The sequence below is a fragment of the Staphylococcus sp. FSL H8-0121 genome (genome assembly GCF_038008425.1).
GTDB classification, from domain to species: domain Bacteria; phylum Bacillota; class Bacilli; order Staphylococcales; family Staphylococcaceae; genus Staphylococcus; species Staphylococcus pasteuri.
The window spans coordinates 363,141-386,030 of record NZ_JBBOZB010000001.1 but is presented as its reverse complement, the minus strand read 5'-3'; the positions used below and the strand labels follow the sequence as shown (position 1 = coordinate 386,030).

19 protein-coding genes, 1 other RNA gene and 1 pseudogene are annotated in these 22,890 nt (G+C 31.3%); 2 read left to right on the top strand and 19 right to left on the bottom strand.

What is annotated here, in order from left to right; translation table 11 throughout:
* Window positions 1–145 precede the first annotated feature (145 nt).
* The 9 genes and pseudogenes from LFT63_RS12625 to LFT63_RS01955 all read right to left on the bottom strand — a co-directional run.
* Window positions 146–205 (bottom strand): annotated as a pseudogene (locus LFT63_RS12625) (YSIRK-type signal peptide-containing protein); the annotation flags it as partial.
* Window positions 206–568: 363 nt separating this feature from the next.
* Window positions 569–1,447, bottom strand: coding sequence for a 5'-3' exonuclease (locus LFT63_RS01990; RefSeq protein WP_029055343.1), 879 nt, complete (start codon window positions 1,445–1,447; stop codon window positions 569–571).
* A gap of 18 nt (window positions 1,448–1,465) precedes the next feature.
* Window positions 1,466–4,912: a dynamin family protein gene (locus LFT63_RS01985; protein ID WP_029055342.1), complete on the bottom strand. Its 3,447-nt coding sequence runs from the start codon at window positions 4,910–4,912 to the stop codon at window positions 1,466–1,468.
* A gap of 193 nt (window positions 4,913–5,105) precedes the next feature.
* Complete coding sequence (locus LFT63_RS01980; RefSeq protein WP_017637987.1) at window positions 5,106–5,744, bottom strand: SDR family oxidoreductase; 639 nt, start codon at window positions 5,742–5,744, stop codon at window positions 5,106–5,108.
* Window positions 5,745–5,869: 125 nt separating this feature from the next.
* The gene (locus LFT63_RS01975; protein WP_017637986.1) at window positions 5,870–7,006 is read right to left on the bottom strand and encodes a THUMP domain-containing class I SAM-dependent RNA methyltransferase; all 1,137 of its coding nucleotides are present in this window, start codon (window positions 7,004–7,006) and stop codon (window positions 5,870–5,872) included.
* 186 nt (window positions 7,007–7,192) lie between these two features.
* Window positions 7,193–7,573, bottom strand: an RNA gene (gene rnpB, locus LFT63_RS01970) — RNase P RNA component class B.
* 127 nt (window positions 7,574–7,700) lie between these two features.
* Window positions 7,701–8,045 carry a cell division regulator GpsB gene (gene gpsB / locus LFT63_RS01965; RefSeq protein ID WP_017637985.1) on the bottom strand — a complete coding sequence of 115 codons (345 nt, stop codon included), beginning with the start codon at window positions 8,043–8,045 and terminating at the stop codon, window positions 7,701–7,703.
* A 10-nt stretch (window positions 8,046–8,055) separates the two neighbouring features.
* Window positions 8,056–8,622: a DUF1273 domain-containing protein gene (locus tag LFT63_RS01960; protein ID WP_017637984.1), complete on the bottom strand. Its 567-nt coding sequence runs from the start codon at window positions 8,620–8,622 to the stop codon at window positions 8,056–8,058.
* Window positions 8,623–8,633: 11 nt separating this feature from the next.
* Window positions 8,634–8,966, bottom strand: coding sequence for a DUF1798 family protein (locus tag LFT63_RS01955; RefSeq protein WP_119622546.1), 333 nt, complete (start codon window positions 8,964–8,966; stop codon window positions 8,634–8,636).
* A gap of 322 nt (window positions 8,967–9,288) precedes the next feature.
* Here LFT63_RS01955 and recU point away from each other — a divergent pair, with 322 nt between their 5' ends.
* Together recU and LFT63_RS01945 are read left to right on the top strand one after the other, a co-directional pair.
* Window positions 9,289–9,915, top strand: coding sequence for a Holliday junction resolvase RecU (gene recU, locus LFT63_RS01950; RefSeq protein WP_017637982.1), 627 nt, complete (start codon window positions 9,289–9,291; stop codon window positions 9,913–9,915).
* Window positions 9,912–12,170 (top strand): transglycosylase domain-containing protein, encoded by a 2,259-nt coding sequence (locus LFT63_RS01945; protein ID WP_029055340.1) that lies wholly within the window; start codon window positions 9,912–9,914, stop codon window positions 12,168–12,170. Before recU ends, LFT63_RS01945 begins: the two co-directional genes overlap by 4 nt.
* 141 nt (window positions 12,171–12,311) lie before the next feature.
* On the opposite strand, the gene LFT63_RS01940 is transcribed toward LFT63_RS01945, so the two are convergent.
* The 10 genes from LFT63_RS01940 to LFT63_RS01895 form a co-directional block, all read right to left on the bottom strand.
* Window positions 12,312–12,641 (bottom strand): YpoC family protein, encoded by a 330-nt coding sequence (locus LFT63_RS01940; protein WP_026083522.1) that lies wholly within the window; start codon window positions 12,639–12,641, stop codon window positions 12,312–12,314.
* Window positions 12,642–12,646: 5 nt separating this feature from the next.
* Window positions 12,647–13,306 carry an endonuclease III gene (gene nth / locus LFT63_RS01935; protein WP_017637979.1) on the bottom strand — a complete coding sequence of 220 codons (660 nt, stop codon included), beginning with the start codon at window positions 13,304–13,306 and terminating at the stop codon, window positions 12,647–12,649.
* Entirely contained in the window at window positions 13,299–13,982 is a 684-nt protein-coding gene (locus tag LFT63_RS01930; protein WP_017637978.1) for a DnaD domain-containing protein, read from the bottom strand. Before LFT63_RS01930 ends, nth begins: the two co-directional genes overlap by 8 nt.
* A gap of 186 nt (window positions 13,983–14,168) precedes the next feature.
* The gene (gene asnS / locus LFT63_RS01925; RefSeq protein ID WP_029055339.1) at window positions 14,169–15,461 is read right to left on the bottom strand and encodes an asparagine--tRNA ligase; all 1,293 of its coding nucleotides are present in this window, start codon (window positions 15,459–15,461) and stop codon (window positions 14,169–14,171) included.
* Window positions 15,462–15,571: 110 nt separating this feature from the next.
* On the bottom strand, window positions 15,572–18,268 hold the full coding sequence (locus LFT63_RS01920) for a helicase C-terminal domain-containing protein (protein WP_340767818.1): 2,697 nt from the start codon (window positions 18,266–18,268) through the stop codon (window positions 15,572–15,574).
* Between the two features lie 24 nt (window positions 18,269–18,292).
* Complete coding sequence (locus tag LFT63_RS01915; RefSeq protein ID WP_029055337.1) at window positions 18,293–19,264, bottom strand: biotin--[acetyl-CoA-carboxylase] ligase; 972 nt, start codon at window positions 19,262–19,264, stop codon at window positions 18,293–18,295.
* A complete protein-coding gene (locus LFT63_RS01910) occupies window positions 19,251–20,453 on the bottom strand; it encodes a CCA tRNA nucleotidyltransferase (RefSeq protein ID WP_029055336.1) in 1,203 nt (400 codons plus the stop codon). Before LFT63_RS01910 ends, LFT63_RS01915 begins: the two co-directional genes overlap by 14 nt.
* Window positions 20,446–21,585, bottom strand: coding sequence for an N-acetyl-alpha-D-glucosaminyl L-malate synthase BshA (gene bshA, locus LFT63_RS01905; protein ID WP_029055335.1), 1,140 nt, complete (start codon window positions 21,583–21,585; stop codon window positions 20,446–20,448). The genes LFT63_RS01910 and bshA overlap by 8 nt, the downstream gene beginning before the upstream one ends.
* Before the next feature lie 38 nt (window positions 21,586–21,623).
* Window positions 21,624–21,941: a nucleotide pyrophosphohydrolase gene (locus LFT63_RS01900; protein WP_017637972.1), complete on the bottom strand. Its 318-nt coding sequence runs from the start codon at window positions 21,939–21,941 to the stop codon at window positions 21,624–21,626.
* Window positions 21,942–22,158: 217 nt separating this feature from the next.
* Window positions 22,159–22,854, bottom strand: coding sequence for a zinc metallopeptidase (locus LFT63_RS01895; protein ID WP_017637971.1), 696 nt, complete (start codon window positions 22,852–22,854; stop codon window positions 22,159–22,161).
* Between the last annotated feature and the right edge of the window lie 36 nt (window positions 22,855–22,890).

Genomic DNA, 22,890 nt, shown 5'->3' with positions numbered 1-22,890 from the left:
GTTTAGCTAAATCAGATGTGTTTGACTGTTGTCCATCTTGATGCTGATAAGTTTGATTTTTAGTTTGTTCCTTGGCGCTTGTTTCTTCAGCCTGTGCATTAGATGCGTTAAATCCTAAAAATACTAATGTTGCGATTACAGTTGAAAATGTACCAACTGTATATTTACGAATACTAAACTTCTGTAATTTCTCACGATCGTTCATTTTTATTGTTCACTCCTTGTCTTGATGTTGTTTCTCTGATGTGTTTGTTGTGAATGTATAATTGCCTGATAAAAATGTAATGTATTATGATAATAATTCTCACTAATTGGTAATGGATAATGAAATTTAAATCTATGTCTTACATTTTTTGAAATTAAAAGTCAGACTATAAAAATACATTACAGCATGTTGTTGAACAATTTAGTTATGCTCTAAATTATAATAGCACAAAATATAATTTATGTGTAATTAAAATTGTTACAAATTATAATTATTATTATTAAAATTGCGTTAAAAATACAAAAAAGCAATCGAATTCTATATAAACTATAAAGTCTATATGATGAATTCGATTGCTAAAATTTATAAATGACTTGAAATATATTTTCCTGAAACGTATAGTTCGTGTTCATTACAAATAGATAGAATATGATTTAATGTTGTGGCAAAAGCCATATCCATAAATATTTGTTCACTATCTAAAGGAACTTCTGTATGAATTTCAGCTAAACGTTTAGATAAATGTAATTCATTCATATTGTCATTAATTTTATTTCTTTGTCCGGGTGTTAAAGCGTCAATTTGATTGATGACTTCTTCTACACTGCCATATTGTTGAATTAATTTAATAGCTGTTTTCTCGCCTATTCCTTTTACTCCAGCATAACCATCTGCAGTATCACCCATAAACGCTTTAATATCAATTAATTGTTGAGGTTCTAATTGATATTCTTCATTGAATCGATTTAATGTGTAACGATTATAAATATTAAATCCTTTTTTAATTAGCCATACTTCCACATTTTCATTAATACATTGAAGTAAATCTCTGTCGCCAGTAATAATATAAACGTCATTATCTGTTGAATATGATTTTGCTAATGTTCCTATCACATCATCTGCTTCGTAATTAGTAACACCAATATTAACGAAGCCAAATTGTTCAGAGATTTCTTTTACATAATCAAATTGAGGTATCAATTCCTCTGGAGGTGCTGATCGATTTTGTTTGTAACCATCAAACATATCATTTCTAAATGTTGATTGTCCCATATCCCAACAAACAGCCACGTGAGTTGGTTGAATTTCTTTGATAGCAGAGAAGATATGGCGAACGAATCCTTGAATGCCGTTAGTAGGCACGCCTTTTGAATTATACATGAATTGACTGTGTAGACTAGTTGCAAAAAAGTGTCTAAACAATAATGCCATGCCATCAACGAGTAAAACTTTGTTAGGCATTTTTGTAATCCTTCTTTCTTAATAAATGATTGCTTCTAATTGTTGGTGTTTATCTTTGAGTTGTGTAATTAATGATTCATCCAAGTTAAATGATAACAGTTCGTTAATCTGACTTTGAATGTTTTCTTCGATACTGTTAAATTGTTCTTCTGCTTCTGAAGACATTTGATCAACATATGATTCCAATTGCTGTCTTAACTGATTGAAATTTGATTGAAGCAATTCTAATGTACTTTGACAAATATATTCGTGAATTTCTTTCTGTGAATTTGGATTAAGGATTTTACGTTTTGTTAATTGTTTAGGTAATTCACTCATCATATCGTTAAGTTCAATATGAAGTAACGGTTTATTAATGACATCTGGTTGTAAATTGAAACGTGGATTAACTATGATATGCAATTGACTTAATTGTTGTAACACAGGTGCCACTTGTTCATCTAATTGTTGATTAAAGTATCTTTTAATTCTTTCAGTAATTAATGATTGTTCTAAGAACAGTCTTTGATGAATTTGATCTAAATAAATTTTAGTCGAATTTTTCTTTTCTTCATTAAAATCACTATTTTGAGTCATTTGACTGTTATATACAGATTTAATATCGTCCATTAATTGAAGTTTTAGTCGTGAATTTAAATGATAAACTTGTTCTTCAACTTCATTATTCGTATATTGTGATGTTGTATCTATTAGTTGATGACCAAGTCTTTGTTGGTCTTTATATGTTTCTAATTTTTGTTGACGCTTAGCAATATCATCTTTATTAGATTCAAATTCTTCTATCATTTCAACATATGACTTGTCGATTTGTTGTAGTTGATGAATCATTTGTTGTTCTAGAATTGTCTTAGATTCAATGTCGACAAAGTGTTGAATGCTTTCTTTCAATTGATTGATACCTTCATCGTTAGATTTTAATGCTTCTCGACTAGATACACCAAAAACGTCTGATTGTAACTGTACTTGATTAAGTGCATCAGCAACATAATCTTTAACAGCATCTAAATCTTGTTCACTCTCAGCTAAATCAACCGCGTTGATAATCATTTTGAAAGCTTGATTTTCGTTTAGCTGATTCATATCTTTCATATGTTCAATGAAGGCTTTGTCATTGTCAGTAAATGAATGATTGAAGTAACTAACATATAAAATTAAATCTGAAGAAGTAAGTATTTGTTCTGTTTCATTTGTATGTCGTTGGTTATTTGAATGTAAACCAAGTGAATCGACAATAATTTTTCCTTTAAGCCATTCAACAGGTACTTGTAAATGAACTGTTTTAACAAATGTTGCATATTCATCTTCTGCAGACCATTTTTTAACATCATCTTGGTCGATTTGATGTACTTCTCCATCATTTAACATATTGATATACATGTCATAATGTTTTTCTACAGCAGAAATAAACGCAAGTTGATTTTTTTCTAATTTTGATTTTAATTGCGTTATATCACTATTAATAAATTCATCAAGTGAATCGAATGACTGATTGAAGTATTCAAGCATTTGGTTAATTTCTTGAAGTAATTGCTTTGATGATTTTAAAGTAATACTGCTGTTTTCACCGTAAGTCAATTCGGTTGTCGCCGCTGTTGTTGGGTTTGGTGAACTTACTAAATATTGACCACCTAATAAGGCATTAATTAAGCTACTCTTTCCTGCGCTGAATGTACCAAATACGCCAATTTTTGTGATTTTTTGATCTAGACGAGTTAATGTTTGCTTTATGTCCATTTGAGTTCGCTCAAATAACGGTATATCTTCGATTACATTTAATGCCTTTTCAATATCAATTTGTGAACTTGAGACATCATCGCTTTCTGATTGAATTGAATCTCTATTTTGATGATGTGTTGTATCATTTTGTTGTTTAATCGTGAAGTTAGCTTCAGTACGTCCTGTTAATTTATCTAAAGAATCTTCTAAATGTATATAGTAATGTTGATAATTGCGTGTTGTTAGAGATTCTTTCAAATTATTTAATTTCATATATCGTTGATATTCTTCTGATGCTTCACTATCTTCAGTTTCTATTTCGTTAGCTTGAACATGTTGAATGGCCTTTTCAAATAATGGATTTGATTGGCGTTCAACAAATTGATTAATTGCTTTAACCACTTCATCAGAAAATGTTAATACATACGTATTACTTATAGTTGTTTGTGGTTGATATAAAGAAGAAACTAAATCGTTTGGTATATCATAAGACTGATTTAAAATATGTTCATTAATATTTTTCTGATTAATAAATCGTGTTAAAAATGACATATCTTCTCTCATAGGTTGGCGAATTTGGGTGTTTATCTTTTCTTGAAGCATATCAACTGCTTTGTTTAAACGTTCTGTTTGTGCTTCTTCCTTCTTCTTAGATTTATTGAAAAATCCACCTACTTTAAAATCTGTAGCCTTACTTTCTAAATACGATCTTAATTGTTCTCGCATATCATGAGTCATAATATAAGCATTTTCTAAAATGTCTTTACGTTTTTGTTTGAGATAAGACTTTAGTTTATCTTTATCATTTAGTAATTGTGCTTCTTCTGATACAGATTGTGTTTGTTGGAAATTTAAATATGCTTGTTCAAATTCTTCTTCTTCAATATTTAAGTATTCTAAAATACTTTGCATTTCATTTTGGATATATGATAATTGTGCATCAGTAATAAATGATACTGTGCGTTCAATATAATCTTCCATTGATTCTCTATTTTCGTCTAAATATAAGAGATAATCAGATAATTGCTTGATTTGATTTTCAGGATGGTCAAATTTAGTTACATAATAAATATGTTCTAATTTAATTTCCCATTCGTTAATTGATTTTTCAACTCTAGATTTAAACGTATCAAATGAAAGTTCGTCTTCATTGTGTTTGTCTATTTGATTAATGATGAACACAACAGGGATACCTACTTCATTAATTCGTTTCATAAATTGAAAATTGAGCGCTGATTGAACATGGTTATAGTCGACAGTATAAAATAACACGTTACTCGTATACATAAATTGTTCAGTTGTAGTTTGGTGAGTGGCTACGTTAGAGTCAACGCCGGGTGTATCCTGAAATGTAAAGCCATTATCAAATTTATCAGACTTAAAGTTGATTTCTACAGACTCTACGTCTATATTTTGGCGATTCATCTGTTTTACTTCGTCGTAGGTTTTTAATTTTGTATATTGTTGATCCGGTAAATTCGCAATAATGTCTTCTGAATCAGAAACTGAGACGATTGCTGTATTACTTGTTGTCGGTACTGGAGAGCTAGGTAAAATATCTTGTTCTAATAACAAATTAATTAGTGTTGATTTACCTGCTGAAAAGTGACCAACAAATGAAGTAGTAAATTGATTTTTGTATACCTTTTTAATAACTTGATTAATTGTGTTTAATAAAGCAGTGTTGTTTGATTTTTCGACTTCTTTTTTTAGTTTATATAAAATGTCTAATTGTTCAGTGTGTGTCATACGTTTTAATCCCCTTTAGTTCTTTCGATAAAAAAAGAAGAGGTCAAGACAAAACGACTTAAAATCCAAAACGCAATTTTAATGTAAGATACTTTGTCATAACCTCTTTTGAGTAAGCCAATAATCATAGATTATGATATTACTTAAAATATTATCATATATATTACTCAAAACCTATGAATTTAGGGAAGGATTATTCAAACCAAGCTGGTTTGTCGCCTTCAGTGCCTGGCTTGAATACACCAATATTCTCTTTTGAATGTAAATCAGGGTGTTTTGCTATTTGTACTGCTAAGTTTGCGACACTTTTTCTAGATACTTCAGTACCTTCGAATTGGCCATCTTTTGTAGTGATTTCATAAATGTTTTCATTTTTATCAGTTAACCAACCTGGTCTAATAATTGTATAATCTAAATCTGATTGTTCAATTGTATCTGCAGCTTGACGATATAAATTAAGTTTCTCGCCAAATTGTTGTTTGTTCCATTCATTAAATGGTTCAGGTAATTCATCATAGATTCCTGGGGCAGCAATTAAAATTAAACGTTTAATTCCTTTTGCATCCATGGCTTTTACAATCGTTTCAGCATGACGATTAAGTGAACCAGATGTTCCAGTGAATACGATATCGATATTATCTAATGCTTTCTCTAAATCGCTTTGATTTTTAGCGTCACCTTCAAATACAGTTACTCTGTTTGAACCATAATCTGGAATACGGTGTGCATTTCTTAAAAATAGATTTACATTAAAATTTGAGTTTTCTAAGAAAATTTTGGTTGCTTCAATGGCCACTCTACCATTAGCTCCAATAATTAAAACATTCTTCATATATATTACTCCTCTCATCTATTGATTATATTATTTATTAATTTCATCAGTAATTTAAATTTAAACACTCTCAAAACAACTTTACTATAGTTGCAATGAGAGTGCTAATGAACTGTTTGATTAATTTAATCTTTCGTTTGAGGTTTCTTACCCCAATATTGATAATAAGTACATTCAATGTAACCATTAAATAACTTACGACGTTTTGTTGCTTTTTTATTAACTAAAAACTCATATTCTTTATTACTTGTTAAGATATAAGTAGATAGATATGGGTGTTGTTTCATCAATGTACCCATATAACGATACATTTCTTCTACTTCTTCTCTATCACCGATACGTTCTCCATACGGTGGATTACCAATTAATGCGATAGGTTCTTCACTATCAATCGTTAATGTATTGACGTCTTTAACGTTGAATTGAATAATATCTGATAAGCCAACTTCTTCAGCGTTACGCTTAGCAATTTCAACCATTTCTGGATCAATATCAGAAGCATAAACTTGAATCTCTCTATCGTAATCAGCTTGCTTATCAGCTTCATCTCGCATCTCATCATAAATATTTGGTGGCATGATATTCCATTCTTCAGATACAAAGTCTCTATTAAACCCAGGTGCAATGTTTTGTGCAATTAGACATGCTTCGATAGCAATAGTCCCTGAACCGCAGAACGGATCAATTAATGGTGTATCGCCAGTCCAATTGGCTAATTTAATTAAACTTGCAGCTAGCGTTTCTTTAATTGGCGCTTCACCTTGAGCTAAACGATAACCTCTTCTGTTTAATCCAGAGCCAGATGTATCAATTGTAAGTAATACATTATCTTTTAAAATAGAAACTTCTACTGGGTACTTAGCCCCTGTTTCATTTAACCAGCCTTTTTCATTATATGCATGTTTTAGACATTCAACGATGGCTTTTTTAGTGATAGCTTGGCAATCTGGCACACTATAAAGTGTTGATTTTACACTGCGTCCTTGCACTGGAAAACTCCCTTGTTGGTCAATAATTGTTTCCCATGGTAATGATTTAGTTTTTTCAAAAAGTTCATCAAATGTTGTGGCTTTAAATTGACCCATAACGATTTTGACACGGTCTGCTGTACGTAACCATAAGTTACATTTAACAATAGCACTTTCGTCACCTTCAAAAAAGATACGACCGTTTTCTACTTGTGTTTCATAGCCTAATTCTTGTATTTCTTTAGCTACTACTGATTCCAATCCCATTGGACATACTGCTAATAATTGAAACATGCATTGTTCTCCTTTAGATTCATTTGATTTATGTTTATTTTAACAAAGATACTTTTAAAGTTTAATCATACATAGTCATTTATTTTTATAAAGTGAATTAAAATATTTTTGGTAAAATTGATTTAAGTAAATATATCATTAAAAAAAGCTCTCCGTTTGATGGGAGAGCTAAACTAGTTGTGATATTTCTGTAAGCCATGTTCTGTTCCATTGTACTCTAAACGTGCACTAGCCACACTGGTACGTTGGTGGTAACCATCTGTCTACCATAACATTTAAAATGTTAGTGTCTCGTTTATACGTTGAATTCCGCTAAACAAGTGCTCCTACCTAATTTGGATTGCTCACTCGAGGGGTTTACCGCGTTCCACCTTTTATATTTCTATAAAAGCTACGTCACTGTGGCACTTTCAAACTATTCTAACCCTATTCAAAGAACGTAGGTTATTTCGTTGCCGTCAAATTAATGCCTTGATTTATTGTTTCATCAAGCACGAACACTACAATCATCTCAGACTGTGTGAGCATGGACTTTCCTCTATATCACTATAGCGATTACCCAAAATATCACCTTTGAGAGTATAACATAAAAAAGGGTCTAGACAAAGCCTTTTAAAATTTAAGTCCCCATCTAAATGGAAACAAAGTGTTACGCTCACACTAATAGAAAGCTTTGTCTAAACCAATTCAAATATTATTTACCAAATACTGCTTTTTCTAAGTTAGAGATACGTTTTAAAATATCTACATTGTTTGATGATGCGTTGTTGTTAGAACCATTTGAAGAAAAGTTTTTATTCTCTTGTGGTCTAGTTGTCGCAACACGTAATCTTAATTCTTCAAGTTCTTTTTTTAATTTGTGGTTTTCTTCTGAAAGTTTTACAACTTCATTATTCATGTCTGCCATTTTTTGATAATCTGTAATGATATCATCTAAAAAAGCATCTACTTCTTCTCTTCTATAGCCACGAGCCATAGTTTTTTCAAAATCTTTCTCATAAATATCTTTTGCTGATAATTTTAATGAAACATCTGACATTTTTTCCACCTCATTCGAAACTTTGATCTTGAGACCACTGCAAGTCGTTGATGAAGTCAGTGAGTTCATCAAACGTCACAATATCACAAGTATAATTTGTTTTTTCCATAAAATCAACTAACATAGATTTAAAAAATTTAGGACTTGCTTCTTGTTCTTCATCGTATATTAATAAAGTTTGATCAGTATGGTCTAGCATAAATTGGTCGGTTTGTTTAAATTGAAACGGCCCCTGATACTCAGAATGAAAAACACTTTCAGTAAAATCAGCGTTATTAATAATATTCATGTACTTAGCTTGATTTTGTTCATTCCATTTAGATGTATGTCCCTCGAAAGGCGTTATCACACCTAGTTTAAGTTCGGGGTATATTTCTTTTAATTCAATAACAACATCTGCAGTCCATAATTCAATGCCCATCTGACCTTGTATTAATACCCATTCCAAACCTTCATCTAATAACTGTTCAATTTTATGTTTAATAAATTGCTTTAGATAGTAAACTTCTGGAGCATCATCTTTAAATATATTTAATTCATAAGATTTATATCCAGTGATATAAACAGTTTTAACCATAATTTCCCTCTTTAAACATTATATTTTAAAATATTATTCAAATCATATTGTACAGCTTTCATTTTTTCTGTAAAAAGCTTTCGACTTGTTCGTTTAAAATGGCATTCTACGGAAAGTTCTTCAATATTTTTAAATAATAAATCAACTTTCTTCTTGTTCATATATGTAGTATTAACGAGTGATTGTTCATAGTTTCTCAGTTGATTGAGCTGTGTATCTATATTTCGAACATATGGTTCTACAACTTTATGAAAATCTTCGTCTTCCTCTTTTTCTCTAACTCGTTCATATTTTTGGCCCATATGATTGACTTCTAATATTAAATTTTTAATGATATCTAACATCTAGTAGCCTCCTACATTATTAATCTATCATATTGTTTATCCCCCGTCATACGTGACGTATTGTTTTTATAGTTATAAATTGCACGTTAAATAAAAAAACTACCTGTTTACTATGCTTTATATAAAAATAAACGTGTTAAATAAGCATACAAAGGAAATAAATGTGTCTATTTTTATTGTTTATTTAATGAAAGCACGTTAAAATAAGGTTTGATGTATTTTAGGTTAGTGAAAAATGCATTAATTTTATAAAAGTTTGGTTAATTGTAAAATCTTGTGTATAATAATCGCAGTTTACTACCAGACTTGTGTGGTGAAATATATGAATTATCCTAATGGTCAACCATACAAAGAAAATAAGACTTTGGACGGACGCAAATCGTCATCATACTCAAGTAATATTGAATATGGTGGACGAGGTATGTCACTGGAAAAAGATATTGAGCATTCTAATGCTTACTATTTAAAAAGTGGCATCGCAGTCATTCACAAGAAACCTACTCCTGTACAGATAGTCAATGTTCACTATCCAAAACGGAGTAAAGCTGTGATAAATGAAGCTTATTTTCGTACGCCTTCAACAACAGATTATAATGGTGTCTATAATGGCTATTATATCGATTTTGAAGCAAAGGAAACGAAGAATAAAACTTCTTTCCCCTTGAATAATATCCATGATCATCAAGTTGATCATATGAAGAACACATACCAACAACGAGGTATTGTTTTTTTAATGATAAGATTTAAATCACTTGATGAAGTTTATCTATTACCCTATTCTAAATTTGAATTCTTTTGGGATAGATACAAAAAAGATATTAAAAAATCGATAACAGTTGAAGAAATACGAAAAAATGGTTACCATATTCCTTATCAGTATCAACCTAGATTGAATTACCTCAAAGCAGTTGATAAGTTGATATTAGATGAAAGTGAGGACCGCGTATGACGGAAAACAAAGGGTCTTCTCAGCCTAAAAATAAAGGCAATAATGGGAAGTCCGACGAAAAAAAGAATAGAAATGTGAAGAGAACGATTATTAAGATTATTGGCTTTATGTTTATTGCCTTTATTGTTCTATTGTTACTCGGTATCTTACTATTTGCATATTACGCATGGAAAGCACCTGCATTCACTGAATCTAAGTTAGAGGATCCTATCCCTGCTAAGATTTATGATAAAAACGGTGACTTAGTTAAGACGTTAGATTATGGTCAACGTCATGAACATGTGAATATCAAAGATGTACCACAAAGTATGAAAGATGCCGTCTTAGCTACAGAAGATAATCGCTTCTATGATCACGGTGCTTTGGACTATAAACGTCTATTCGGTGCAATAGGTAAAAACTTAACTGGTGGATTTGGGGCTCAAGGTGCTTCTACCTTAACTCAACAAGTTGTTAAAGATTCATTCTTATCACAACAAAAATCTATCGGTCGTAAAGCTCAAGAAGCTTACCTTTCATACCGATTAGAACAAGAGTACAGTAAAGATGAAATATTCCAAGTTTACTTGAATAAAATTTACTACTCTGATGGTGTAACTGGTGTTAAAGCTGCTGCTAAGTATTACTTTAATAAAGACCTTAAAGATTTAAACTTAGCTGAAGAAGCTTACCTAGCCGGCTTACCTCAAGTACCAAATAATTACAATATTTACGATCATCCTAAACAAGCTGAAGATCGTAAAGACACTGTATTATACTTAATGCATTATCATCATAGAATAAGCGATAAAGAATATGAGAAAGCTAAGAAAATCGATGTTAAAGCTAACTTAGTTCAAAGAAGTGATAAAGAACGTCAAAATACTACAGAAGATAAAAACCCAGAGTTAGCATCTTATGTGAACTTTGTTAAATCAGAATTAATGAATAACAAACACTTCAAGAAAGAAAACTTAGGTAACGTTCTTCAAAGTGGTATTAAGATCTATACAAATATGGATAAAGATGTTCAACAAACGCTTCAAGATAAGATTAACAATGGTAGCTTCTACAAAAACGATGACCAACAAGTTGGTGCTACTATCTTAGATAGTAAAACTGGTGGTTTAGTAGCCATTTCTGGTGGACGTAATTATAAAGACGTCGTTGACAGAAACCAAGCTACAGATCCACATCCTACTGGTTCATCATTAAAACCATTCTTAGCTTATGGTCCAGCTATTGAAAACATGAATTGGGCAACTAATCATGCTATTCAAGACGAATCTTCATATCAAGTAGACGGTTCAACATTCCGAAACTATGATACGAAGAGTCACGGAACTGTCTCTGCATATGATGCATTAAGACAAAGTTTCAACATCCCTGCCCTTAAAACTTGGCAACAAACTAAATCTAGCGCAGGTAACGATGCACCTAAGAAATTCGCATCTAAAGTTGGTTTAGATTACGATGGTAAAATTGGACCATCTGAAGTACTTGGTGGTTCTTCATCAGAATTCTCACCAACTCAATTAGCATCTGCATTTGCTTCATTAGCAAATGGTGGTACTTATAACAATGCTCATTCAATTCAAAAAGTTGTTACTCACGATGGTGACACTATTGAATATGATCATACTAGCCATAAAGCAATGAAAGATTCTACAGCCTATATGTTAGCTGAAATGCTTAAAGGTACATTTAAAGCCTATGGTTCAGCTTATGGTCACGGCGTATCTGGTGTTAATATGGGTGCTAAAACAGGTACTGGTACTTACGGTGCTGAAGTTTATAGTCAATATAACTTACCTGATAATGCAGCCAAAGATGTTTGGATCAACGGATTCTCACCTCAATACACTATGTCAGTGTGGATGGGCTTCAACAAAGTTAAAGAATACGGAACTAACTCTTTCGTAGGACATTCTGAACAAGAATATCCACAATATCTATTTGAAGAAGTCATGTCAGACATTTCTTCAAGAGATGGTAAAGACTTTAAAAAACCAAGCTCAGTTGAAGGTAGTGACCCTGATTCATTATCAGTAAAAGGACATTCAGATAGTAATACAACTAATAAGAGCACACATGGTGATAGTGATTCATCAACATCTTCTAATAGCGGTAACAGCAATGGAAGTAATGGATCATCATCAAATGGTTCATCAAGCTCTAACAGCTCAAATAGTTCAAATAGCAGTTCCCAACAAAACGGAAATGCCCTAACTAGTCTATTCAGCTTTAATTCAATATTTAATAATAAAGCTTCATAATATAGACGAAACGCCCAAATCCTAAAATAGGATTTGGGCGTTTTTTTGTTTTTATATAAATTAAAAAGTACCTACTAGATTTAACCAGTGGGTACTTCAACTTTATTATAAGTATGAAATGATTAGTGAATCACAATACATTTATTGGTTTCTTTTTTTACGAATTTGGTACGAAGCATTCATTTTTATTAACTCGGATTTTAATGTTTTCATTTGTCTATAACCCATAAAATGATATTTTCTTGCTAACATGTATTGATAGCGCTCACCAAAATTCATAGGAACAACTGGATAGTTATCAAGCTCATTTAGATTTAACTCATTGATTTCATTTATTTGTTTAAAATAACTTATAATCATTTCGAAATAAGCATCTATAACTGGTTTTGCTTCTGCTGATTTTAATTGTTTTTGGCTTGCGAATTGATCGAGTTGTTGTTCTAACTCTTCAAAGTCTTGTTTAGTTATCAAATGTTTCACGCTTCTTTCAAACTTGCTTTGTATCTTTTCTGACCTTCTCTACAATCTTTGAACAATGGACAAATATCACATTTTGGCTTACGAGCGAGACAATGATATCGACCAAAGAAAATAAGTTGATGATGGCTTTTATTCCAACGGTCTTTTGGTATGACAGAACAAAGTCTATCTTCAACTTGTCTTACATTATCTTTCCAGCGATTAATACCTAAACGTTTAGAAACACGTTCCACATGTGTGTCTACAGCGAGTGAAGGTTCATTAAAAGCGACACTCATTACGACATTTGCAGTTTTACGTCCAACACCAGCTAAACTTTCTAGTTCTTGATGTGTTTGTGGAATCTTTCCATCAAATTGATCAAGTAAAGATTGGCAAAGTTTTTTGATATTTTTAGCTTTATTTCTATATAATCCAATGGAACGAATATCCTGTTGTAATTCTTCATCACTTACATTTAGATAATCTTCTGGTGTTTTATATTTGGCAAATAATGAACGAGTAACTTTATTAACTAATATATCGGTGCATTGCGCAGATAAAAGTACTGCAATTGTTAATTCGAATGCATTATCATGTTTTAGTTCACATTCTGCATCTGGAAACATATCGGCAATTACATCAATCATTTCAAGTGCTTTTTTCTTACTAATCATCTGATTTCTCTCCATTTAACCAATCAAATTTTGGTACTTTCTTAACAGTGTGTTTCATTTTTGGTTTATTAAATTGCTTTCTAATTTCTTTTGAGTCATCAATTGTTTTGACATTATTTTTCTTCCAATTTAACAATATTCTATCCATATATTTAAAACTTAATTTATTTTGGCTATTTGCTTCATCAAGAGCAGCTTGAATAATTGATATATCATGTTTATCAACATCAATCCATTGGTTCAACGTTTCAATTTCATAAGGTGACAATGGTCTAGCAAATGTTTGTTCTATCATTTGGAATAATGTTTTAAACTTTTCTTTATCACTTTGTTCATTGGTATCAATTGTTTGCTTTTTAAGCAATTGACTTAGTTTTTCATAAAAAGGATCTAAATTCATATATTCTGTGAAGCGACCTTCTTCATCTTTATTAACGTTTAATTCTAATAATTCTCGTTGAATTAAATTTTGAATGACTGCAGTAACTTCACGTGGTTGCATCGTAGATCCCTGTTGAAGTGATTCAATGGATGGTTGTTTATTTGATGTTTCTGATGCATAAATAAGTTTGATTAAAATGATTAAATCTTGTTCATCTATACCTAGTTCACTGTAATGATCTAATAATTCACGACGAATCACAACAGGTCGAGTTTTTAATTGAAACTTGTCCATTGTACCCCTCCTATCATTAAAATTTAAACCTTCATTATATTTGATTAAATAGAAGGATTTTTATGGATGCCCTTAATAAAATGCAATGCATCATTATAAATTAGTATAAGATAAAAATGAACGCCCAGTCTATTTATACGACTGGACGACATGTAATATAATAACTTAAATTTAAATGAATGATGCTTATGGGTATAAACGATTTAATAAACGTGGGAATGGTGCAGTTTCACGTACATGTTCTACGCCTGAAATCCAAGCAACCGTACGTTCTAATCCTAAACCGAAGCCACTGTGAGGTACACTACCATAACGACGTAAATCTAAGTAATAGCTATAAGCTTCTGAATCTAATTCATGTTCATTAATACGTTGTTCAAGTAACTCTAAATCATTGATACGTTCTGATCCACCGATAATTTCACCATAACCTTCTGGAGCAATTAAATCAGCACACAATACTGTGTCTTCATTTTCAGGGTTAGGTTCCATATAGAATGGTTTAATTTTTGTAGGATAATTAGTGATAAATACTGGTAAATCATAATGATTAGCGATAGCAGTTTCGTGTGGTGCACCGAAATCTTCGCCCCATTCAATATCATCAAATCCTTCTTCTTTTAAGAATTTAACTGCATCGTCATAAGAAATTCTAGGGAATGGCGTAGCAACCTTTTCAAGTTTTGATGTGTCTCTATCTAATGTTTTTAATTCTAATTTACAGTTTTTAAGTACTGATTGTACGACGTGTGCAACAAATTGTTCTTGAATTTCTAAACTTCTTGCATGTTCAGTAAATGCCATTTCTGCTTCAATCATCCAAAACTCAATTAAATGACGTCTTGTTTTTGATTTTTCTGCACGGAAAGTTGGTCCGAAAGAAAATACATATCCGTGAGCCATAGCTGCAGCTTCTAGGTATAGTTGCCCACTTTGTGATAAGAATGCATCTTCATCAAAGTATTTAGTATGGAATAATTCACTTGTGCCTTCTGGAGCACTTGCAGTTAAAATTGGTGAATCAATTTTTGTATAACCATTGTCATTAAAGAATTCATAAGTTGCTCTAATAATTTCATTTCTAATTTTCATAACAGCATGTTGTTTCTTAGAACGTAACCATAAATGACGGTGATCCATAAGGAATTCAGTACCGTGATTTTTTGGTGTAATTGGGTAATCATGAGCCTCATGGATAACCTCGATAGATTTAACTTGCATTTCGTAGCCTAAATCTGAGCGGTTATCTTCAGTGATTGTACCAGTTACATATAAAGAAGACTCTTGTGTAATTTCTTTAGATAAATTAAAAACATCTTCGTCTACTTCTGATTTCACTACTACACCTTGCATAAATCCAGTGCCATCACGTAATTGTAAGAACGCAATTTTACCACTAGAACGTTTGTTAGTTAACCAAGCGCCAATTGTCACTTCTTGGTTAAGATGTTGTTTTGCTTGTTTAATCGTTGTATTCATAACCAGTCTCCTATTATTTTATCTTTTTTCAATACTTATTTATTTTAACAAAATATATTACCAACTTCTACAAGTTGAATTAAAAGTATGTGTATCCTATCACACAACTTTTATTTATCCACTGATTTTTGGATTTGTGATAATAATTTACTAAATTGATTAATGTCACCTTTTTTCTGGCGGTAATGTTCTAATGTTTGTTCAAAGAAACTTTTGTAATTACTATTGATGAGACGATCATCGAATGACACAATTAATCCTTTATCATTTTCATGTCGTATTAAGCGTCCTAAACCTTGTCTGAAACGTGTCACAGCATCAGGTAATACATAATCTTTAAAAGTTGATGTAAATTCAGAATTCATTAACCAATATTTAGCATTGTTTTTATTCATAAACGGTAATTTCGCAATCATGACGCATTTAATACCATTAGCTTGAAAATCAAAACCTTCAAAGAATGTTGAAGTACCTAAAAGAATAGACTTATCAAAGTGGTTAAACTGTTGAACAATTTTATAATTTTGATTTTGTTGTTGCGTTAATATGACATAATCCTCAAATTCAGGCAGTTCATTAAGCATATCTTGAACCATATGCATCATTTTATAACTTGTAAAAAGGATTAAACATTTAGATTCTGTTGTCGTTGTATATTCAATAACATAATTAACAATTGATGCTACATAATCGTCGACATTCTTATAGTTGTATGGTGCGACATCCGACGGAATAAATACATTAGTGTTTTTAGTATTTTGTAATGCTGATGCCACTTCGTACGTATTAAATTTAACATCTTTGTTAAACCAATTTTTAAAGGAGTCAAACGACTGATTAAACGTTAATGTTCCTGAAATAAATGTTAAGGATTTGAATTTATCTAAGACTTGTTGTGTCAAAATATCTTTAACAGCATAATCTTTTACAAGTAAACGAATCGTTGATTTTTGGCTTAAATTTTTAATTGAAATAAAGCTTGTATGATTATCTTTCAAACTTTGTTCTGTTTGTCTAAAACGCTCTTTTAGGTATAATAATTGCTTTCTCATAGTCTTTATAGTTTTGTGACTCATGCCATTAAACACTTCTAATGTTTTGTTTAATTTGTGTATTAAACGATGTAAATCTTTGATAATCTGATCATTGTCAAATTCGTAAACATAATGATATTTGTGTATGTCATCGTCATATACGTCTGCGTTTTGTACAATATTGTAAATATTATTGAACAACTGTTCATTAAGTTCATGAATATCGTTAATATTTGATTTCAGACCAAACACATCTATTGGAGCTATATCTAATTTCTCTAAAATACGTTGTTGTTCTAAATGATCTATGGCTTTTAATAATTTTTCATTTTCATTTTTACCGATAAGCCCTAACTGATATTTAATATCTGCATAGTTTAATTCATTTGTAACTTGATTAAGTGCATAATCAGGTAAGCGATGTGCTTCATCAATAATACAATCGTCAAATAGCTGGTAAATTGAATTTTCAGCATCAGAATGAATTAAATGAGCGTGGTTCGTAACGCCAATTTGGATATTTTGAGCATTGCGTTTGAGGTAATTATAGTAATGAATATCATGACGAACTGGAACATAAGTTTCAATCTTCTGATCGAAATACATTTTTTGTCCGCCTTTTAAGTTCAATTCTTGAATATCACCTGTATCCGTTTCTGTAATCCAAATCAATAATTGCATTTTAAGTATACTAACTTCGTAATTGTTAGTTTCTTCTTTTAAAATTTGGCTTATAAGTCCAAGTGAAATATAGTCATTTTTACTTTTAATAAGTGTTGCGTTGACTTTGAAATTGAGTGCGTTATTTAAAGCCGGTATATCTTTTTCTAATAATTGACTTTGTAATAACTTTGTATTTGTTGAAATCATAACATGTCGACCAGTTTCGATATTATACATTAACGCAGCTAAAAGGTATGCTAGAGACTTGCCACTTCCAAGTGGTGCTTCTATCATGGCTTTTTCACCATGCATAAGTTGTTCTAAAATAATTTCTGATAAATAAAGTTGTTGTGGTCGATATGTTAGATCTAATTGTTTAGTTGCTTTTTTATATAGCGTCTTTAATGTGCCATTAAATTCAGTCACAGGTCCTTTTAAATCTACTTGCTTTTTATAAATAATTTGCTCAAATTGACCAAATTGTTGATCTAATGTTGCGGATTTATGTTGTCTTACCATTTCGAATAAAATGTGATATAAATCATATTTTAAGTCTTTACTTAAATAATATAATTGTTTCAATGTATCAAGCGGTAATTGTTCAAACTTTTCAAAGGCTTTAATCATTAAGTGAGCTGTGGTTGTAGCATCTTCATCCGCTCTATGTGCGTTTGTTAGAGGAATATTATGTGCTTCGGCTAGTTCACTTAATTGATAGCTTTTATCTGTTGGGAAGGCAACTTTAAATAATTCTAACGTATCCATAACACGTTTAGGTCGGTATTTGATATTGCAATTTTTAAATGCTTTTTTAATGAAGTTTAAATCAAACGCGACATTATGAGCAACGAATACACAGTCTTTAAGTTGTTGATAAATATCATTAGCAATATCTTTGAAATACGGTGCTTGTTCAAGCATTGTCTCTTCAATTGAAGTAAGTGCTTGAATAAACGGAGGTATTTCTAAATCAGTTCGAATCATTGAATGATATGTGCCTATTATTTTGTTTTGTCGAACGAAAGTAATGCCGATTTGAATAATATCATCGTAATCAAGTTGATTACCTGTAGTTTCTAAATCAACAACTGCATATGTTGCTATTCCCATAGCTATCTCTCCTAGTTTACATTGTTATAATTCTATATCTGCACTAATTAACCTTCTAAGTTGTCCTTGATTGTCCTTAACCATTAAGAAACCATCATGATCAATATCAATGGCTTCACCGATAAATTGTTCATTATTTTCTGTGAAACGTAATGGTCTTTGCCACATGTTTGTAGCTGCAATATATTCCTCACGAATATCTTCAAAAGGTACTTTTAAGAATTGATTATATCGTTTTTCAATTTCTTTAATTAATATATCTAAAAATTCATAACGATTAAAATCGTATTCTGAATGTATACGCATACTTGTTGCTCTATGTCTTATCTCTTCATCAAAATCAGTTTCTTGATGATTCATATTAATACCGATACCACAAATAATTGCTTCAATCGCATCGTAATTGGCAACCATTTCTGTTAGGAAACCACACACTTTTTTGCCATCTATGTATATATCATTAGGCCATTTAATCGTAACATCATCAGTTGAAAATTGTTGAATCGCATCTTTAATTCCTAATGCCATAAATAAATTGAATTTCGGAATCATTGCGTACGGTACATCAGGACGAAGTACTAGTGACATCCAAAGACCTTTGCCTTTACTAGAAGCCCAATTTCGATTAAAGCGACCTCGCCCTTTTGTTTGTTCATCACTCAATATTAAAAAGGTATCATGATTACCTACTAACGCTTGTTTCGCTTTTAATTGTGTTGAATCTACTGTACTCATTACTTCTATTTGATCAAATAAATCACGTTGCTCGATAATCGGATTAACAATACCACTATACCAATGATCTGGGAGTGTTTTTAGTAAATGCCCTTTATGATTAATAGATTCAATATCACAACCATCTAATTTTAATTGATCAATGACTTTTTTAACAGCTGCTCTTGAAATATTAAGTTGATCTGCTATGTATTGACCTGAAATATATTCAGGTTGATGTTCATATAGCATTCTTACAACATCTTGACTATATTTTGACATGACTATCCACCCATTTCATTATTTCATTATACGTATTGCTTACTTTGTTAGTTACGACGGCAACTTCTACTTTTCTTAAGACATCTTTGACCCAAGGACCACCTTGTTGATTTAAATGTTGCATCAAATCATTCCCGTTTATAGCTAGTTGTTGTCGTTGATTAATAGGTAATTGTTGATATGAATCTTTAATTGTCTGTTGATTTATAATCAGTGGACTTGCAGTTTTAATGTGATTTTTAGAAAGAGTTGGCGTATGCTTAATAATAGTTAAAATATCATTAATATCATAATCATACACCATCATTGTTAAATCTGATTTTGAATTGACTTCCGGTAATTGATTGATGATTGAAACCAGATGCTTAATATGTGATTGCTCTTTATTACTTATTTTAAGTTTTGATAATGGTTCTTCATTATTCATTTTCGCATTAAGTATAGCAATCCATACATCAAACTGCATAGGTTCATCAATTATTAAATTTTGCATGTCTAATTTTTCAAAATATGGAATATATTTAAAAGCATCTAATTGAATTAAATGATGATAGCTAGTAGCAACATTTTGACCACTGATTAATTTCTTGAGTTCAACGATAATACGTTCAATGGATAAATATTTGATATCTTCAATTTGATTTACCATAGCTTGGAACGTGTTATCTTCTATTGAAAAGTTAAGCTGAGATTGAAAACGTAAACCTCTTAATATACGAAGTGCATCTTCGGCAAATCTTTCAGAAGGATTACCCACTGTTCTTATAATGGCTTGATGAATATCACTTTCACCATTAAAATAGTCAAATGTCTTATACTCAGTGTCCATTGCAATTGCATTTATTGTAAAATCACGTCTTTGAACATCTTCGTATAAATCTCTTACGAAATGAACATCACTTGGGCGACGGTGATCAATATATTCCTCTTCAGCACGAAATGTTGTTACTTCATAATTTTCATGATTGAATACTACATTAATCGTACCATGTTCTTTTCCTACTGGGATAGTATGGCTGAAAATGGATTCAATCTCATCTGGTGTTGCACTTGTAGTAATATCTATATCGTGAATTTCTCTATGCATGAGATAATCTCTTACAGAGCCACCTACAAAATAAGCTTGAAATCCTTGTTGTTGTATTTGAGTTAATATGGGTTTGGCTTTTTCAAATAGTTCATTACTCATGCAAGTTCTCACCTTTATTTAACATTTGACGGTAATAATGTTCATATTGATCTGTAATCAATTCTGAGCCAAATCGTTGTTCTATATCTAATAACATTTGTGATTGTAATTGTTGATAAAGCTCATTGTCTTGTAATAGTTTAAGTGCATATTCAGCCGCTTTGTCACTGTCACCTACATCGACAATAAATCCAGTTTCACCGTGTTTAATGACTTCTTTAATACCACCTGCATTTGAACCAATAGGAACGACACCTGTTTTCATAGCTTCTAAAAGCGTTAATCCAAAGCTCTCTTTTTCACTTAATAATAAAACTAAGTCTGATAATTGATAGAATGCACTAACGTTATCTTGCTTGCCTAAAAAGAGAACATTCTCTTCTACACCAAGATCTCGTGTTTTTTGACGCATATCAATGAGTTCTGGGCCATCACCTAGTAAAATTAATTTACTTGGGATTTGTTGATGAACTTTAGCAAATGTTTCAATGACTGTATCAATTCGTTTTACTGATCTAAAGTTAGAAACATGAATCAATACCTTTTCATGTGGTTCAATACCATAATCAGATTTGAAGCTTTCGTCATGACGAGTAGGAAATTCATTTTCTCTAACGAAGTTATATATAGGTATGATTTCTTTTTCAGTATGAATAATTTCTTTAGTTTGTTCTGCTAATGAATGACTGACACTTGTAACGATATCGCTCTCTTCAATACCGAATTTAATAGCACCTTTAAGTGAATGGTCATAGCCAAGAACTGTTATATCAGTACCATGAAGTGTCGTCATAATTTTAATATCTTTACCTGACATTTGTTTTGCTAAAATACCACAAATCGCATGTGGCACAGCATAATGCATATGTAAAATATCTAAGTCATACTCTTTTATCACTTCTGAAATTTTAGTACTTAACGTAATATCATATGGTGGATATTGGAAAACGGCATATTGGTTTACTTCAACTTGATGGAAAATGATATTAGGTAATGGTTTGCGGATTCTAAATGGTATGTTTGATGTAATAAAATGAACTTCATGACCTCGCTCAGCCATTTTAATACCTAATTCTGTGGCAATGATACCTGAGCCACCCATGGACGGGTAACACGTTATTCCTATCTTCATTTATGTCCCATCCTTTCTATTATCAATTTATAAAATAGTTACTTTCTCTCGAATCGATTATAATCACGTGTATTGAATTTTTGCATAGTTTCATCAAAACTTTCAGTCATATCGATTCCTAATGAATTGGCAATACATAGTAATACAAATAAGTTATCGCCTAACTCTGCTTTAATCGTATTATCTTCTTCAGTATCTTTCTTTTTCTTCTCACCGTAATGATGATTAATTTCTCGAGAAAGTTCTCCAACTTCTTCTGTTAGTCTAGCGAGATTAGCTAAGGGAGAAAAATAACCTGCTTTAAATTGACTAATATAATCATCTACTTCTTTTTGCATTTGAGTCATTGATTTCAATTAAATTCTCTCCTTTGAATGCATTTCTAATATAGTATATATCAAAATAAAGTGATATGCATTCTTAGTGCAATTTAAGGTTGGTAATTTATTTTTATTGCTTATTGGGATGGTGATTAATGATGATTAATATGAAAAAGCATAAAAAAAACTGGTTAATAATGTCTGTATGACAATATCAACCAGTGGATGTGTCTAAATTTAAATCATATAGTTATTAATCACTTGATCTAGCGATTAAAATAATACGTGCTAATTCAGCTAATGCAACTGCTGTTGATGCAACATAAGTCATTGCTGCAGCTGATAATACTTTTTTAGCGTGTTTGTACTCTTTCTCATTTACGATATTCAATGCTGTAATTTGTTTCATTGCACGTGAACTGGCATCAAATTCAACGGGTAATGTCACGATTGAGAATAAAACTGCTAGTGACATTAATCCAGCACCAATCCATAATGCAGTAGATCCAAAGGCACTACCTAATGCAGTTAACACAATACCTAACATAATAACAATGTAACTTAATGAACTACCTAAGTTAGCTACAGGTACTAATGCTGATCTGAATCTCAAGAATACATAACCTTGTTGGTGTTGAATTGCGTGACCAACTTCGTGGGCTGCAATGGCTGTACCAGCAACAGAAGGTCTATCGTAGTTTGCAGGAGATAAACAAACAACTTTTTTATTTGGGTCATAGTGGTCTGTTAAGAAACCATCACCTTTAACTACATCGACATCATAAATGCCGTTTGCATGTAGGATTTCTTCAGCTACTTCACGACCAGTCTTACCACTTGTGGATCTAACTTGTGAGTATTTTTCATAGTTAGATTTAACTTTATGTTGAGCCCACATTGGAATGACCATTAATATTACAAAATAAATAATCATTGATATTAAAGACAATAAACTCACTCTCCTTTAATCATATTTTACTGTCAA

Bases quoted from the DNA above. Each gene is read 5' to 3' on its own strand.
- LFT63_RS01960 (WP_017637984.1), bottom strand. From the start codon at position 8,622: ATGGTTAAAACTGTTTATATCACTGGATATAAATCTTATGAATTAAAT.
- LFT63_RS01930 (WP_017637978.1), bottom strand. From the start codon at position 13,982: ATGGACAAGTTTCAATTAAAAACTCGACCTGTTGTGATTCGTCGTGAA.
- LFT63_RS01985 (WP_029055342.1), bottom strand. From the start codon at position 4,912: ATGACACACACTGAACAATTAGACATTTTATATAAACTAAAAAAAGAA.
- nth (WP_017637979.1), bottom strand. From the start codon at position 13,306: ATGATTAGTAAGAAAAAAGCACTTGAAATGATTGATGTAATTGCCGAT.
- LFT63_RS01915 (WP_029055337.1), bottom strand. From the start codon at position 19,264: ATGTCAAAATATAGTCAAGATGTTGTAAGAATGCTATATGAACATCAA.
- LFT63_RS01975 (WP_017637986.1), bottom strand. From the start codon at position 7,006: ATGTTTCAATTATTAGCAGTATGTCCAATGGGATTGGAATCAGTAGTA.
- LFT63_RS01990 (WP_029055343.1), bottom strand. From the start codon at position 1,447: ATGCCTAACAAAGTTTTACTCGTTGATGGCATGGCATTATTGTTTAGA.
- LFT63_RS01980 (WP_017637987.1), bottom strand. From the start codon at position 5,744: ATGAAGAATGTTTTAATTATTGGAGCTAATGGTAGAGTGGCCATTGAA.
- LFT63_RS01910 (WP_029055336.1), bottom strand. From the start codon at position 20,453: ATGAGTAATGAACTATTTGAAAAAGCCAAACCCATATTAACTCAAATA.
- gpsB (WP_017637985.1), bottom strand. From the start codon at position 8,045: ATGTCAGATGTTTCATTAAAATTATCAGCAAAAGATATTTATGAGAAA.
- recU (WP_017637982.1), top strand. From the start codon at position 9,289: ATGAATTATCCTAATGGTCAACCATACAAAGAAAATAAGACTTTGGAC.
- LFT63_RS01920 (WP_340767818.1), bottom strand. From the start codon at position 18,268: ATGGGAATAGCAACATATGCAGTTGTTGATTTAGAAACTACAGGTAAT.
- asnS (WP_029055339.1), bottom strand. From the start codon at position 15,461: ATGAATACAACGATTAAACAAGCAAAACAACATCTTAACCAAGAAGTG.
- LFT63_RS01945 (WP_029055340.1), top strand. From the start codon at position 9,912: ATGACGGAAAACAAAGGGTCTTCTCAGCCTAAAAATAAAGGCAATAAT.
- LFT63_RS01955 (WP_119622546.1), bottom strand. From the start codon at position 8,966: ATGTTAGATATCATTAAAAATTTAATATTAGAAGTCAATCATATGGGC.
- bshA (WP_029055335.1), bottom strand. From the start codon at position 21,585: ATGAAGATAGGAATAACGTGTTACCCGTCCATGGGTGGCTCAGGTATC.